The 13,806-nt window shown below is 67.4% G+C and carries 15 protein-coding genes; 9 read left to right on the top strand and 6 right to left on the bottom strand.

The features are described 5' to 3' along the window. Positions 1-15 precede the first annotated feature (15 nt). A complete protein-coding gene (locus ASE61_RS10045) occupies positions 16-1,803 on the bottom strand; it encodes a peptide ABC transporter substrate-binding protein (RefSeq protein WP_061966759.1) in 1,788 nt (595 codons plus the stop codon). Positions 1,804-2,130: 327 nt separating this feature from the next. On the opposite strand from ASE61_RS10045, the gene ASE61_RS10040 reads away from it, so the two are divergent. Next, complete coding sequence (locus ASE61_RS10040; protein ID WP_061966758.1) at positions 2,131-2,583, top strand: DUF1801 domain-containing protein; 453 nt, start codon at positions 2,131-2,133, stop codon at positions 2,581-2,583. Positions 2,584-2,604: 21 nt separating this feature from the next. On the opposite strand, the gene ASE61_RS10035 is transcribed toward ASE61_RS10040, so the two are convergent. Both ASE61_RS10035 and ettA read right to left on the bottom strand, forming a co-directional pair. After that, a complete protein-coding gene (locus tag ASE61_RS10035) occupies positions 2,605-3,243 on the bottom strand; it encodes a VOC family protein (protein ID WP_061966757.1) in 639 nt (212 codons plus the stop codon). 135 nt (positions 3,244-3,378) lie between these two features. After that, entirely contained in the window at positions 3,379-5,031 is a 1,653-nt protein-coding gene (ettA, locus tag ASE61_RS10030) for an energy-dependent translational throttle protein EttA (protein WP_061966756.1), read from the bottom strand. Positions 5,032-5,235: 204 nt separating this feature from the next. On the opposite strand from ettA, the gene ASE61_RS10025 reads away from it, so the two are divergent. Continuing rightward, the gene (locus ASE61_RS10025) at positions 5,236-6,042 is read left to right on the top strand and encodes an MBL fold metallo-hydrolase (RefSeq protein WP_061966755.1); all 807 of its coding nucleotides are present in this window, start codon (positions 5,236-5,238) and stop codon (positions 6,040-6,042) included. A 10-nt stretch (positions 6,043-6,052) separates the two neighbouring features. Here ASE61_RS10025 and ASE61_RS10020 read toward each other — a convergent pair whose 3' ends face one another. Beyond that, positions 6,053-6,793: an SDR family NAD(P)-dependent oxidoreductase gene (locus ASE61_RS10020; RefSeq protein ID WP_061966754.1), complete on the bottom strand. Its 741-nt coding sequence runs from the start codon at positions 6,791-6,793 to the stop codon at positions 6,053-6,055. 111 nt (positions 6,794-6,904) lie between these two features. Here ASE61_RS10020 and ASE61_RS10015 point away from each other — a divergent pair, with 111 nt between their 5' ends. Then, complete coding sequence (locus tag ASE61_RS10015; RefSeq protein WP_061966753.1) at positions 6,905-7,522, top strand: TetR/AcrR family transcriptional regulator; 618 nt, start codon at positions 6,905-6,907, stop codon at positions 7,520-7,522. Between the two features lie 95 nt (positions 7,523-7,617). Continuing rightward, entirely contained in the window at positions 7,618-7,941 is a 324-nt protein-coding gene (locus ASE61_RS10010; RefSeq protein WP_061966752.1) for a hypothetical protein, read from the top strand. Between the two features lie 10 nt (positions 7,942-7,951). Here the strand turns inward: ASE61_RS10010 and ASE61_RS10005 are convergent, their stop codons facing one another. Then, positions 7,952-8,959, bottom strand: a complete 1,008-nt coding sequence (locus ASE61_RS10005; RefSeq protein WP_061966751.1) for an aldo/keto reductase — start codon at positions 8,957-8,959, stop codon at positions 7,952-7,954. Here ASE61_RS10005 and ASE61_RS27400 point away from each other — a divergent pair. Genes ASE61_RS27400 through ASE61_RS09990 form a run of 4 tightly spaced genes read left to right on the top strand, consistent with a single transcriptional unit; the run spans position 8,958 to position 12,234 of the window. After that, complete coding sequence (locus ASE61_RS27400) at positions 8,958-9,083, top strand: hypothetical protein (RefSeq protein WP_274532860.1); 126 nt, start codon at positions 8,958-8,960, stop codon at positions 9,081-9,083. The genes ASE61_RS10005 and ASE61_RS27400 overlap by 2 nt on opposite strands. Before the next feature lie 30 nt (positions 9,084-9,113). Then, entirely contained in the window at positions 9,114-10,781 is a 1,668-nt protein-coding gene (locus ASE61_RS10000; protein WP_061966750.1) for a flagellar hook-length control protein FliK, read from the top strand. After that, positions 10,778-11,071, top strand: a complete 294-nt coding sequence (locus tag ASE61_RS09995) for an EscU/YscU/HrcU family type III secretion system export apparatus switch protein (protein WP_061966749.1) — start codon at positions 10,778-10,780, stop codon at positions 11,069-11,071. The genes ASE61_RS10000 and ASE61_RS09995 overlap by 4 nt, the downstream gene beginning before the upstream one ends. Continuing rightward, positions 11,068-12,234, top strand: a complete 1,167-nt coding sequence (locus ASE61_RS09990) for a GNAT family N-acetyltransferase (RefSeq protein WP_061966748.1) — start codon at positions 11,068-11,070, stop codon at positions 12,232-12,234. Before ASE61_RS09995 ends, ASE61_RS09990 begins: the two co-directional genes overlap by 4 nt. On the opposite strand, the gene ASE61_RS09985 is transcribed toward ASE61_RS09990, so the two are convergent. Continuing rightward, complete coding sequence (locus ASE61_RS09985; protein WP_061966747.1) at positions 12,167-13,162, bottom strand: hypothetical protein; 996 nt, start codon at positions 13,160-13,162, stop codon at positions 12,167-12,169. The genes ASE61_RS09990 and ASE61_RS09985 overlap by 68 nt on opposite strands. A gap of 98 nt (positions 13,163-13,260) precedes the next feature. On the opposite strand from ASE61_RS09985, the gene mog reads away from it, so the two are divergent. Continuing rightward, positions 13,261-13,806, top strand: coding sequence for a molybdopterin adenylyltransferase (gene mog / locus ASE61_RS09980; protein ID WP_061966746.1), 546 nt, complete (start codon positions 13,261-13,263; stop codon positions 13,804-13,806).

Here is a 13,806-nt window from a genome sequence, read left to right as displayed (position 1 = left end):
GGACCGATTTCCAGATCAGGCGCGATACCAGGACGAGAGGTTCCAGGTGTCGACGTCCCAGCCCGAATGGTCATGCGAGAGGGTGTTCGACGCGGCGACCACCTTCTTGCGCGACAGGATCGGCAGGATGACGTTGGCCTCGCAGAAGATCTCGTTGACCTTGATCAGCAGCGCTGCGCGCTTGGCCGGGTCGAGCTCCTTCTGCGCGGCCTTGTAGGCCTCGTCGGCAGCCGGGTCGGTGTAGCGCGAGACGTTGCGGCCCAGCCACTTGTTCTCCTTGCTGGCGACTTCCCAGGAGGTGAACTGGTTGAGGAAACGCTCCGGATCGGGCTGCGGCTGCGTGGTCGTGTACATCTCGATGTCGGTATAGAGCTTGGTGTAGGTGTCGGGGTTGGCGACGTCCGACGAGAAGAACACCGAGGCCGTCACCGACTTCAGCTCGATATCGATGCCGGCGCGCTGGCAGGCCTGTTTGATGATGGCCTGCACCTTCTGGCGCGGAGCGTTGATCGAGGTCTGGAAGACGTATTTGAGCTTCTTGCCATCCTTCTCGCGGATGCCGTCCGAGCCCTTCTTCCAGCCGGCCTCGTCGAGGATCTTGTTGGCCTTCTCGATGCTGAACTCGTACTTGAGCTTTTCCGACTTGAACTGCTTGGGCTCGTTCACGAAGCTCGCCGTGGCAGCGCCGGCGCGGCCATAGATGAACTTCTGGATCGAGTCGCGATCGATCAGCAGGTTGATCGCCTGGCGCACGGCCGGGTCCGACAGGGTCGGGTGCTTGGTCTTGGCGCTCGAGCGCTCGCCATCGACCTCGGTCCACGGGTCGGTCGTGTTCAGCGTGACGAACTCGATGTCACCGGCCGGGGCCGCACTGATCTTGCCGCGTCCGCCCATCTCCATGCGCTTGAGGACTTCGTCCTCGACCAGCGTATCCCAGGCGTAGTCATATTCGCCGGTCTGAAGGACGGCACGGGCCGCCGAGACCGCATCACCACCGCCCTTGATCTCGAACGTGTCGAAATGCGGACGATTGGCGACGTGATAGCTCTCGTTCCGGGTGCCCGACAGAATGTCGCCCGGCTTGAACTCGGCGAACTTGTAGGGGCCGGTGCCGACCGGCTTCAAGTTGGCCGGAGCCTCGCGCGACTTGGCGCCCTTGTAGTCGCCGAAATGGTGCTTCGGGATGATCATGCCGGCGACGCCGACGAAGGGATCGGCCCAGAACGGCGTCGGCTTGGCGAAGATCACCTTGACGGTGAAATCGTCGACCTTCTCGACCTTGATGTCCTTGTAGGCGCCGGTGGTGTAGGCGGCGGTCGCCGGGTCGGCGGCGTATTCCCAGGTGAAGACGACGTCCTCGGCCGTGAACGGCTTGCCGTCATGCCACTTCACGTCCTTCTTCAGCTTCCAGGTGACGGTCGTGCCATCCTCGGACAGGCCGCCATTGGCCTTGCTGGGAACTTCGGCCGCGAGCTGCGGGATCAGGTTGCCTTCCTTGTCCCAGCCAGCGAGCGGCTCGTAGAACACGCGCGACGCGATCTGGTCCTTGGTGCCCGAGGCGAAATGCGGATTGAGCAGGGTCGGGGCCTGCCAGAGCAGCATCTTCAGCGGCCCGCCGCCGCCGGCCTTGGTCGGCTTGTATTCGAGCGTGGCATTGGCCATCGCGACATCGTTCCAGGAGAGGATCTGGGTCGCGATCGGCGCGGTGATGCCGAGCGCCGCCATCTTCTGGATGAAGGAGCGCCGCGACAGGCCGCCCTTCTTCACGTCCTGCACCATACCCTGGATATACTGGCTAGTCATAATCAACCTTCACGTCATGGCAGCAAGAACACGATCAATAACTTGACCAGTTCCAGATCGGATTTATCAGATCCAAGGCGTAGAATAGCCTTGGGCGCGACTCTGCTCCTAGGAGCCGCTGGCTTAATCATAACTTAAGTCGTCAGAAGAGAGCCGCATACCGGGCCTGCTTGCCACTCGTAGCCCCGGCCGAAATACGCTGATTCCCAAGGGAAAAGCGCTGCCCGCCGGACTAATCGGAAGCCATGTCACAGCGTCGCAGTCGACGCCGGGGCGTTCCCCAGCGCCGCAAGCGGCGGTTGCAGACCGCCTGCCCGCCTCCCTACCATGGCCACGCCAGGGCAAGCCGGCAGGAGCAACAGCATGAGCGAAGACGACAGGCCGCGCCTTCTATCGGGCGGCAACCCGCAGATCCCGAAGGGCGCCGACGATGCGCCGGTTCAAGCCTATATCGCCGCCATGCCGGGCTGGAAGAGCGCAATCGGCCAGCGTATCGATGCGCTGATCGTCAAGGCCGTACCGGATGTGCAGAAGGCGGTGAAGTGGAACTCTCCGCTCTACGGCATGGGCAACAGTGAATGGTTTCTCGGCATCCACTGCTTCACGCGCTATGTGAAGGTGTCTTTCTTCAAGGGCGCCTCGCTGGATCCGGTCCCGCCTGGCCCGTCCAAGCAGAAGGAGGTGCGCTATCTCGACATCCACGAGAATGATGCCTTCGACGAAGCGCTGTTCTCGGACTGGGTCAGGCAGGCAAGCCGGATACCTGGAGAGCGGATGTAGAACCGCCGCCCGGACTGGCGATCAGGACAATTCCTTGAGGCCACCGGACGTGTCGATCTGGGCGCGATAGCGCAGCTCTGGCCCATGGCTGACGACGGGTCCCCGCTCCGCCCCAAGCTCCAGCAACAGCGCCGCGATTGCCTCGGCCTCCGGATGCTCCAGCGAGAACCCGCGCAATCGGGCGCCGAGATCGGCGATCGACGCCATCGAACGCGCCTTGCCGCGCCGGTCTATGAGCGAAGGCACCGCCCCGTCCCAGGGCAACGAGCCGTCATCGGGAATGGCGAAATCGAAAGCCGGCGCGTCCATCGGCAGCCCGACCTTGTGGCCGAAGATCGCCTCCCTGCCCGCAAGGGCAGCGTCGATCCCGTCGGTTCGGGCGACCCAGCCGCGCAACCGGCGGCCGGCATCCCAGTCCCGCTTGACCTGCTTCTCGTCGTCGAGCCCGAACCAGCGAGCCCGCCCGGGAGACGCACCATCGGGATCGCGCGCGACGATCTCCAGATAGATCATGTCGCCGAGCTGAAGCAGATGGTTCCAGGTCCCCATATAGCCGTGCCGCTGGCCGAAGGGGACGTCGAGATCGAGGCAGTCACGAACATGCGCGACGCCCTCCGCGAGCGTCGGCGTGATCACGGTGAGATGGTCGAGGGTCAGCATGCCTCAGTTGAAGCCGGGGCGCGGCGGCAGTCCAGCCCGGACGTCGCGCGCCTTGCCTCATCTTGAAGCAAGACATGAAAAAAGCCCCGCGGACCGTGCGGCACCGCGGGGCTTTTTGAGCCAGATATCAATCACTCAGCGCGAGAATTTCTTGTACTGGATGCGCTTCGGAATGGTCGAGTCGATGCCGAGGCGGCGCTTCTTGTCCTCCTCGTAATCGGCGAAATTGCCTTCGAACCATTCGACATGGCTGTCGCCTTCGAAGGCGAGGATATGGGTCGCGATGCGGTCGAGGAACCAGCGATCGTGGCTGATGATCACGGCGCAGCCGGCATAGTCCTCCAGCGCCTCTTCGAGCGCGCGCAGCGTGTCGACGTCGAGGTCGTTGGTCGGCTCGTCGAGCAGCAGCAGGTTGGCGCCGGACTTCAGCATCTTGGCGAGGTGGACGCGGTTGCGCTCACCGCCCGAGAGCGAGCCGACCTTCTTCTGCTGGTCGCCGCCCTTGAAGTTGAACGCCGAGCAATAGGCGCGGGAATTGATCTCGCGCTTGCCGAGATAGAGGATGTCGTTGCCGCCGGAGATTTCCTCCCAGACATTCTTCTTGTCGTCGAGCGAGTCGCGGCTCTGGTCGACATAGCCGAGCTGGACGCTCTCGCCGACCTTGATCGAGCCGGCATCCGGCTTCTCGACCCCGGTGATCATCTTGAACAGCGTCGTCTTGCCGGCGCCGTTGGGGCCGATCACGCCGACGATGCCGCCGGGCGGCAGCTTGAACGAGAGCCCGTCGATCAGCAGCTTGTCCTGGAAGCCCTTCGACAGGTCCTCGAAATCGACCACGTTGTTGCCGAGCCGCTCGGCGATCGGAATGATGATCTGCGCGGTGTCCGGCCCCTTGTTGTTGGCCTTCTGGACGAGTTCGTCATAGCGCTGGATACGGGCCTTGCTCTTGGCCTGACGGGCCTTGGGCGAAGCGGCCATCCATTCGGCTTCGCGCTCCAGCGTCTTCTGGCGCGAGACGTCCTCGCGGCCTTCCTGGGCGAGGCGCTTCTGCTTCTGCACCGACCAGGCCGAGTAGTTGCCCTCGTAGGGGATGCCCTGGCCGCGATCGAGCTCGAGGATCCAGCTCGTGACGTTGTCGAGGAAGTAGCGATCGTGGGTGACGATCAGGATCGCGCCCGGATAGGTCCGCAGGTGGCCTTCGAGCCAGGCGGTGGTCTCGGCGTCGAGATGGTTGGTAGGCTCGTCGAGCAGCAGCAGTTCCGGCTGCTCCAGCAGGAGCTTGCACATCGCGACGCGGCGGCGCTCGCCGCCCGAGAGCTTGTCGACCTGCCAGTCATCCGGCGGGCAGCGTAGCGCGTCCATCGCCTGGTCGACCTTGGAATCGAGATCCCACAGCCCCTTGGCCTCGATCTCGTCCTGGAGATTGGTCATCTCGTCGGCGGTCTCGTCCGAGTAGTTCATAGCGAGCTCGTTGTAGCGGTCGAGGATCGCCTTCTGGGGCGCGACGCCGAGCATCACGTTCTCGCGGACCGTCAGACCCTCGTCGAGCTTCGGCTCCTGCGGCAGGTAGCCGACGCGCGCGCCTTCCGCGACCCAGGCCTCACCGGTCCATTCCTTGTCGAACCCGGCCATGATCTTGAGCAGGGTCGACTTGCCGGCGCCGTTGACGCCGAGCACGCCGATCTTGGCATCCGGGTAGAAGGACAGATGGATGTCCTTCAGCACCTGCTTGCCGCCCGGATAGGTCTTGGACAGGCCGCGCATATGGTAGATGAACTGGCGGGACATGAGGCGAGCGGACTCCGCTTTCGGGGACTGCGACACGGGATGTCGGGAAATCTGGCCGCTATGTAGCGACCGGGCGCGCCGCCCGCAACCGCCTGCCGGTGGAGCAGGTGCCTTTCACAAAACCGGTAGAGCGATCCAGGCGCCCTTCCCCCAGCCCGGATTTTGCCGGAAGCTCCCATGCCTGCGTGATGCCGGAGCCCGCCGATGAGCCTGCCCGCCGTCCTGTTGCGTATTCTAGTGAGTCTGACCCTGGCGCTGCTGGCCACGCTGCCCGCCCGCGCCCAGTCGAACGAACCCGGCTGCCGGCCGGAAATGGCGAGCCTGGGCCTGCCGATCCACCGGGTGCAACTGGCGAAGGACGAGGCCAGGCTCACCTTCGTCGGCCACGCCACCTTCCTGATCGAGACGCCGGGCGGCGTGAGGATCGCAACCGATTACAACGACTATGTCCGCCCGCCGGTGACGCCCGACATCGCCACGATGAACAAGGCACATTCGACGCATAACTCGCGCAGCCCCGATCCCGCGATCAAGCATGTCCTGCCCGGCTGGGACCTATCCGGCCAGGGCGCGGCGCGGCACGACCTCACGCTCGGCGATGTCCGGGTCCGCAACGTGCCGACCAATATCCGAACCTATGAGGGCGGCACCGATTACGACGGCAACTCGATCTTCGTCTTCGAGATCGGCGAGCTCTGCATCGCCCATCTCGGCCATCTGCATCATCCGCTGGAGCCCGGCCATCTGCGGGCGCTCGGCCGGGTCGACATCGTGCTCTTCCCGGTCGACGGCAGCTACACGCTCGACCAGTCCGGCATGCTGGATGTCCTGAAATCGATCCAGGCGCGGGTGATGATCCCCATGCATTTCTTCGGCGGCGGCACGCTCTCACGCTTCCTCGCCCGCACCCAGGATATCTGGCCGGTCGAGCGCCGCGAGCAGGCGACGATCACGCTGGCCAAGGCGACACTGCCGGCCAAGCCCACCATGATCGTCCTGCCCGGGCATTAGGCCAGCGGCGTCAGGTGTTCACGCCGCCATCGATGGCGAAGCCGGCGCCAGTGATGAAACGCGCCTCCTCGCTCGCGAGATAAGCGACCAGCCCGGCGATATCCTCCGGCTGGCCATAGCGCGGGATCGCCATGCGCGCCCGCTGGGCGTCGGCACCGGGGCCGCCGGCCGGATTCATGTCGGTATCGGTCGAGCCGGGATGCACGATGTTGACGGTGATCCCCCGCGGGCCGAGATCGCGCGCCAGCCCCTTGGTGAAGCCGATCAGCGCCGCCTTGCTCATCGCATAGAGCGTGATATCGGGTTCGACGACCCGGTCGGCGAGGCAGGAGCCGGTCGAGATGACCCGCCCGCCCTCACCGAGATGCGCCGCTGCGGCCTGCGAGGCGAGCACCACCGCGCGAACATTGACGGCGAGCGTCGCGTCGATATCGGCGAGGCTCCAGTCCGCGACCGGGCCGCCGCGATAGATCCCGGCATTATTGACGAGGATGTCGAGCCCGCCGAGCACCTTCGCGGCCTGGTCGACCGCGCCCGTCACAGCCGCGGGATCGGCGCTGTCGGCGGCAATGGCGAAGCCCTTGCGACCGAGCGCCTCGATCTCCTTCACGACCGCAGCTGCCTTGTCGGCGGAGCGTTCATAGGTCAGCGCGACATCGGCGCCCTCAGTGGCGAGCCTGCGGGCGATGGCGGCGCCGATTCCGCGGCTGCCGCCGGTGACGAGAGCGCGCTTTCCGGCAAGGCGTGACATGGCAAACTCCATTTATGTTATGATCGATACATAATAACTGGCGTGCTTGCCTGCGGGCGTCAAGTTAAATATATAATGATCGTAACAGAATATTTTTGAGAGAGGCGGGCCATGGCCGAACGCGGCCGTCCACGCAGTTTCGACCGGCTGGCGGCGCTGGAGCGCGCCATGGAGGTGTTCTGGGAGCGCGGCTACCAGGCCGCCTCGATGAGCGACCTCACCGAGGCGATGGGCATCAATTCGCCCAGCCTCTACGCCGCCTTCGGCAGCAAGGAGGAGCTTTACCGCGAGGCCATCCACCATTTCGCCGCGACCGAGAGCGACGACATCCTCGCGCCGCTACAGAACGAACCGACGGCACGCGCGGCGCTTGAAGGCTATCTGATGGCCAGCGCCCGGACCTTCACCCGGCCCGGTCGGCCGCCGGGCTGCATGGTCGTGCTCTCGGCGGTCAACGCCATCGGCGTCGGCGACGAGACCAGCCGCATCCTGCGCGAGATGCGCGCCGGCAGCGTCGGCATGATCGAGGAACGGCTGCGGCGGGCGAGCGCCGAGGGCGAATTGCCGGCCGCGTTCGATCCGCATCCGGTCGCGAGCTACTACGTCACCGTCCAGCAGGGCATGTCGATCCAGGCGCGCGACGGCGCATCGCGAACAATGCTGGAGACGATCGCCCAGGGCGCGATGGCGGCCTGGGATAGCCTCACACGGCCACGCGCAGCCGCCTGAGCGCCGGCGTTAACGCCTCGCTGAGGCTGATTTCAGGCTTTCCTTGCCGTTGCGGCAGATCGCGGCATCCTCTCGGCAACCGGGAGACCGTTCTCATGCGCCGCATCGCCGCCCTTGCCTGCCTGCTCGCGACCGCCACCTTGCTGCCCGTTCAGGCCGAGGCCGCCAAGTTCCGCGTCGGCGGACGCAGTTCGGCCGCGCCAGCCAAGACCAGTCGCAGCGTCGTCGTCGTGCCCGGCATCGCCGCCGGCGCGAGCCGCTCACAGGCCGCGACTGGCCAGCCCCAGCGCGTCCCCTTCCCGCCGGCAACCGCCCAGCGCGAGGAACCCGTGCCACTGCGCCTCACCGCGAACAGCGAGGCCAAGAAGCCGTGGTGCCAGACGGATGTCGTGGTCAACGGCTTCTGCATGATGAACTGAGGGATCGATCTCAGGCGCGGCTGACGCGCCCTTCCAGCGGATAGGCCGGGTCACTGTAACCCGGCGTCGAGGGGTGACCGGCCGGCACCAACCGGTCGACCAGCGCCTCGTCCTCCGCGTCGAAGCCGGCATCGAGCGCCGCGAGATAGGCTTCCCACTGCTCGAAGGTCCGCGGCCCTGCGATCGCCGCCGTGACGAAGGCGTTGTTCAGTACCCAGCGCACCGCGAACTGGATCGGCGTCAGCCCCTTGCGCGCCGCATGGTCCTTGATCGTCTGGGCAATGATCAGGCTTTCCTCGCGCCACTCCGCCTGCATCATCCGCCGGTCGCCTCGCCCGGCGCGCGTGCCCTCCGCCGGCGCCTGCCCCGGCGCGTATTTCGCGGTCAGAACGCCGCGCGCCAGCGGCGAATAGGAGGCGACACCCAGCCCGAAATAGCCGCAGGCCGGTAGGTGCTCGACCTCCGGCATGCGGTTCATCGCGTTGTAGTAGGGCTGACTGACGACGGGGCGGTCGATGCCGAGCTCGTCGCAGAGCCGGCAGATCTCGGCCAATCGCCAGGCGCGGTAGTTCGAGACGCCGAAATGCCGGATCTTGCCCTGGCGCACGAGATCGGCGATCGCATGCACCGTCTCCTCCAGCGGCGTCGTGTGATCCTCCTTGTGGAGGTAGTAGATATCGATGGTCCCGGTGCCGAGCCGGCGCAGGCTGTCCTCGCAGGCGCGCATGATCCAGCGCCGCGACAGCCCGCCATTCATCGGCCCCTTGCCCATGGGGTTCGCGACCTTCGTCGCCAGCACCCAGTCATGACGATGGTTGGCAATGGCGCGGCCGGTCACCTCTTCGGACTGGCCCTCGTTATAGACATCGGCCGTATCGATGAAATTGATGCCGGCTTCGTGCGCGCTGTCGATGATCCGGCGCGAGGTCGCCTCGTCGGCCGGGCCGCCGAACATCATGGTGCCCAGGCAGAGCGGCGAAACCTTGAGGCCGGAACGGCCGAGACGGCGGTAATCCATGGCTGAAATCCTCGAACGCGATGGCCAACCCTGCCGCAGCGGCGCGCCCGAGGCCAGCGCCCGGCGCGCAGGCACGCCCTGCATGACACGGCCGGTCGGCAAGGAAATGCTTAATCTTTCGTGACAGGGTATTGCGTCCTCACGTGGTCGCCCGATGAATCTCGCCCAGCTCGTCAAGAGCCAGACCCTCGCCACTCTGCTGCAGGCGCTCGACGCAGGCGGAGAGCTGACGGCTGGCCGGACGGTGCAAGCCAGGCTCGCCTCGCTGGAGCCGGATGGCACCGCGACCGCCATGATCGGCGAAACCAGGGTCGCGCTCATCCTCGCCGGTCCGCAGGCGAGGCAGGCGGCTCTGCAGCCAGGCGCCACCCTGCTGTTGCGCCTCGATCCGCCCGAACAGCAAGGCGGCGATCTGCGCGCGACTTTGGTCGAAGTGCGCCCGCCCAATGCGCCAGCGCCCGGGCAAGCCCAGTCGCAACCAGCTCCAGCGCCCACGCCTGCGCCTGCGCAGCCGGATGCAGCCCCGGCATCACCGGTTTCGGTCCGCCCGCAGATGGCGCCTGTGCCTTCTCCTGTTCCACAAGCTGCCACACCGGCTGCGCCGGCTGCCGCACAGGCCGCGCACCCGCCTTCCCCGGTGGCGATGCAGCAGGCCTTCCTGCAGCAGGCCCTGCAGACGCTCGGCCCTCCTGCGACCCAGGTCCCGGTTCCGGCACCGGCCTCGGCGGCGCACGCACCTGCGGCGCTCGCCGGTCAGGCTCCTGCCAGCACGCCCCCGGCAACCTCGACAGCGACCGCAGTCGCTTTTCCCGCCATCCCGACAGCGGTGATCGCCCGCGCAATCGCCGGACCGCTGCTCGGCCCGGTCCTGCAGCGGCAGGCTGGGCTCGCCCCGCTCTTCGCCAATCTGCGTGCGCTGGCGCAGGGAGCGATTTCGCTGGCCCTGCCGAAAACGCTGCCGCCCGCGATCCAGCAGGTGCTCGCCCAGGCCGTTCCGGCCGAGCGGCAGGCGCCGACGGCGGCAGGACTCAAGCAGGCCTTCCAGGCCTCCGGGCTCTTCCTCGACACACGGCAGGCCGCCGGCCTGCCGCAGCCCCGGCAGGGCGACCTCAAGGCCGGGCTGCAGGCGCTGCGCGAGACCTTGCTGCCGATCATCGACGCCCTGTCGCCGGACCCGAAGGCGGGCCGACATGAGCACGACAATGGCCAGGCGGTGGATCGGCAGGCGGAGCTCACCACCACCGACCAGCCCGCCCGCCTCGCCCCGCCGCGCCGGGACGGCCCGCTCGCGCTGCAACCCGCCGTCGAGCCGACGCTCCACCCGGCCGAGAAGCCGCTCGCCATCGCCGAGACGCTGCTCGACCAGACCGAAGCCGCGCTCGACCGGATCAAGCTCGCGCAATACGCCTCGCTGCCGCTCGAGCCCACCCGGCAGGACGGCACGCAAGCAGCGCAGCGCTGGCTCGCCGAGATCCCGATCGCCTTCCATCAGGGCACCGCGATCCTGCCGCTCCAGGTCGAGCGGGACGCCCCGCGCCGCGACGCGCAAGGGGTGAGCCCGCCGCTCTGGCGCATCCGCTTCGCGCTCGATGTCGAGCCGATGGGGCCGCTGCAAGGCGTCGTCACCTTGCAGGGCCGCGATGTCGGCGTCTCGATCTGGGCCGAGCGCGAGGAGACCAGCCAGCTCCTGCGCGGCGCCGCGCCCGGCCTCGAAGGCGCGCTGCTCGATGCCGATTTCGCTAGCGGTGTCATCGACATCCACACCGGCCAGCCCCGCGTGGTGCAGCCGACCGCCGGCCAGTTCCTGGACCGCCTGTCATGAGCACGCCGCGACAGCCCCGCATCGCCGTCGCGCTGGAATATGACGGACATGGCGCGCCGCGCGTCACCGCCAAGGGCCGTGGCGAACTGGCCGAGCGCATCGTCGAGACAGCCAGGGAGCACGATGTCGAGGTCGAGCAGAACGCGATCCTTGCGCAGGCGCTCTCGGCGGTCGAACTTGACGACCAGATTCCCGAGGAACTCTACCGCGCCACGGCGCAGGTGATCGCCTTCGTCCTCGCCCTGCGCGGCGAATGGCGCCTGCCGAACCGGAACGGCCATCGGTCTTGAGCACGGGAATCGTCGTCAGGCGCCTCGGCCCCGCCGCTTACGCGGATCTGGGGCCGGTTTTCGCGGAACTCGCCCGCCACGCGCTCGAGCCCAATCCGCATATGGCACCGGCTGCGGTCTCGGCCGCGACGACGCTGGTGCCGGAGGACGAGATCGTCGTGCTCTGCGCCTGGCTCAGCGAAGCGCTCGACTTCGAACAGCTCGTCGGAATCTGGGCCTTCCGGCGCGTGAAGGGCTGGCGCAGCGGCTTCAGCCCCGCTCTCGCCTCACCACTCGTGCCGCTCTACGAAGTCTCCTCGCTGCCGGTGCTCGACCGCGACCACGCGGCGGAAGCGGCCCGCGCCCTGATGCGCTATCTGCGCGCCTCGCGCGACCTGCCGCACCGTTTGCTGCTGCCGCTGCTGCCGCTCGACGGCCCCTGTCATGCCGCCCTCGCCGAAGCCTGCCGCCAGACCGGCAGCGCGATCTCGACCTATGAGCGCTGGGTCCGGCCGGTGATGATCCCGCGCCCGGAGGACAGCTTCGAGAGCTATCTGCGCCGCGCGCTCGGCTCCGCCTACAAGAAGCGGATGCAGCAGTTCCGGGCCGTGGCGAAGCAGGGCGCCCTCACCTTCCGGCGCAATCGCGGCCGCAGCGCGCTGGAGGCGCTCGACGCCTTCCTCGCGCTTGAAGCCTCCGGCTGGAAAGGCGAAGCCGGTACGGCCATCGCCTGCCTGCCGGCGGACGCCGCCTATATCCGCCGCCTGGCCGAGCTTTGCGCCAACGACGACACGCTGCTGATCGACACCTTGCTGCATGACGGCCGGGCCATCGCCATGGGCCTGCTGGTCGAGAGCGGCAACCGCCGGCATTTCCTCAAGATCGCCTACGACGAGACGCAAAGCCGCCATTCGCCCGGCCGGACCCTGACGATCGCCATGCTGCAGGCCGATTTCAACGGGACACCGCCGGCCTTCTTCGACAGCGGCGCCGGCGAAGGTGTCGATGCCGGCACCTATGTCTGGGGCGAGCGCCGCGAGATGGCCAATGCCATCATTCGCGTTGGCCCCGGCCGCCCCGGCGCAGCGCAGGCCGCGGCCCTCAGCCGGATGTGGCTCAGGCGCCTGCGGGAAGCCGTCCGAGCCCGATCCGCCCGAGCAGCCAGCGGCCGACCTCCGGCTTGAAATGCAGGGTGTCGAGCCAGTAGCGCGACGACGCCTTGGCGGGATCGAAATCCTCGAACGGATGGTCTGAGACGAAATCGTGGAACGGCAGGCCGCGCGCCGCCGCCAACGCGGCGACGTCCCGCCGCCAGGCCGCCAGTTCGGCGCCGCGCCCACCATCCATGACCAGCTGCCGCTGGGCCGCGCTCATCGGCGACAGGACGATCGAGACCTTCCGCGTCCGAAGCAGATCGAGCGCGCGTTCGAGATGAGCCAGATCGCCCGGCCGGTAGACCATCGCCGCGATGTTCTGTTCGCGAGTGATCCTGCCCACCAGCTCCGCATCGAAATCCGGCGTCGCCTTGTAGCCGTCGCCATGCCAGAGGCCGGGCTCGGTCCTTCGGGACTGCCGCCCGCGCAGGTTGTCGATCGCCTTCGGATTCAGCACGATCGAAACGAGGGCCTCCCGGCGGCCCGATGCCGTCGCGAGCTTCCGGTCGATCGGCGGTGGCGGCGGCCAGGCGGTGAACATGAAATAGTCGAGCTCGATCACGACCTGCCTGACGCTGCCGACATCGACGGCCAAAGCCGCGAGCGTCGGCAATTCGCGCGCCATCAGGGCGGAGACGCCGGCATTGTAGACTTGCCCCCCGACGCCGGAGGCATCGCGCGGATCGAGGCCGCGATAGACCACCGACGAGCCGATCAGCAGCGTCTGCGGCTTCAGCCTGGAGATCTGGAGTGGCTTGATCAGGCGCATCTCGACATCGAGCAGGCGGCTCGCGCCGGCACCGTCACGGGTCCAGGGCGGGCTGTCGCGGAACACCCAATAGGGGTCGCGCCAAAGGGTCAGCACGGCCAAAAGCCCAACGACAAGCATCACCGTCGCCGCGAAGCTGGCGGCGAAGCCGTTGCCGGTGGGAGATGGGGCCGAGGCGGCAGAGCGCATGGCGCTGCGCTACCAGATCGCTCCGGAGCTGGCGAGAGGCCCGCTTGACCATTCATCCACGCCACCGATAGAGCAGGCCCGCCCGCAGGAGAGAGCCGATGACCGCGACCGCCCGGATTGGAATCGTCACGGTCTCCGACCGCGCCTCGGCCGGCATCTACGCCGATGAGGGCGGGCCGGCGATCCAGGCCTATTTCGCGAAGGTCCTGACCTCGCCCTGGGAAGCGGTGGCACGCGTCATCCCCGACGACCGCGCCGTGATCGCCGAAACGCTGCGTGATCTCGCCGACCGCGAAGGCTGCTGCCTGATCGTCACCACCGGCGGCACCGGCCCCGCCCCGCGCGACGTCACACCGGAGGCGACGGAAGATGTCGTCGAGAAGCCGATGCCCGGCTTCGGCGAACTGATGCGCCAGGTGAGCCTCGCCAAGGTCCCGACCGCGATCCTCTCGCGCCAGACGGCCGGCATCCGGGGCAAGTCCCTGATCGTCAACCTGCCCGGCCGCCCCCGCGCCATCGCCGAATGCCTGGACGCGGTGATGCCGGCGATCCCCTATTGCATCGACCTGATCGAGGGGCCGTGGCTGGAGACCGATCCGGCGTTGATCGCGGCGTTCCGTCCGGGCGCAAAGCCAAAAGCCTGA

The organism is Allobosea sp. Root670 (genome assembly GCF_001429415.1).
Lineage (GTDB): Bacteria > Pseudomonadota > Alphaproteobacteria > Rhizobiales > Beijerinckiaceae > Allobosea > Allobosea robiniae.
Note: the sequence above shows the minus strand (reverse complement) of the source record. Positions and strands in the feature narration are given on the sequence as shown.

Excerpts from the sequence above, each read along its gene's own strand:
- ASE61_RS10045 (WP_061966759.1), bottom strand. The coding sequence starts at position 1,803 with ATGACTAGCCAGTATATCCAGGGTATGGTGCAGGACGTGAAGAAGGGC.
- ASE61_RS10040 (WP_061966758.1), top strand. The coding sequence starts at position 2,131 with ATGGCCACGCCAGGGCAAGCCGGCAGGAGCAACAGCATGAGCGAAGAC.
- ASE61_RS10035 (WP_061966757.1), bottom strand. The coding sequence starts at position 3,243 with ATGCTGACCCTCGACCATCTCACCGTGATCACGCCGACGCTCGCGGAG.
- ettA (WP_061966756.1), bottom strand. The coding sequence starts at position 5,031 with ATGTCCCGCCAGTTCATCTACCATATGCGCGGCCTGTCCAAGACCTAT.
- ASE61_RS10025 (WP_061966755.1), top strand. The coding sequence starts at position 5,236 with ATGAGCCTGCCCGCCGTCCTGTTGCGTATTCTAGTGAGTCTGACCCTG.
- ASE61_RS10020 (WP_061966754.1), bottom strand. The coding sequence starts at position 6,793 with ATGTCACGCCTTGCCGGAAAGCGCGCTCTCGTCACCGGCGGCAGCCGC.
- ASE61_RS10015 (WP_061966753.1), top strand. The coding sequence starts at position 6,905 with ATGGCCGAACGCGGCCGTCCACGCAGTTTCGACCGGCTGGCGGCGCTG.
- ASE61_RS10010 (WP_061966752.1), top strand. The coding sequence starts at position 7,618 with ATGCGCCGCATCGCCGCCCTTGCCTGCCTGCTCGCGACCGCCACCTTG.
- ASE61_RS27400 (WP_274532860.1), top strand. The coding sequence starts at position 8,958 with ATGGCTGAAATCCTCGAACGCGATGGCCAACCCTGCCGCAGCGGCGCG.
- ASE61_RS10005 (WP_061966751.1), bottom strand. The coding sequence starts at position 8,959 with ATGGATTACCGCCGTCTCGGCCGTTCCGGCCTCAAGGTTTCGCCGCTC.
- ASE61_RS10000 (WP_061966750.1), top strand. The coding sequence starts at position 9,114 with ATGAATCTCGCCCAGCTCGTCAAGAGCCAGACCCTCGCCACTCTGCTG.
- ASE61_RS09995 (WP_061966749.1), top strand. The coding sequence starts at position 10,778 with ATGAGCACGCCGCGACAGCCCCGCATCGCCGTCGCGCTGGAATATGAC.
- ASE61_RS09985 (WP_061966747.1), bottom strand. The coding sequence starts at position 13,162 with ATGCGCTCTGCCGCCTCGGCCCCATCTCCCACCGGCAACGGCTTCGCC.
- mog (WP_061966746.1), top strand. The coding sequence starts at position 13,261 with ATGACCGCGACCGCCCGGATTGGAATCGTCACGGTCTCCGACCGCGCC.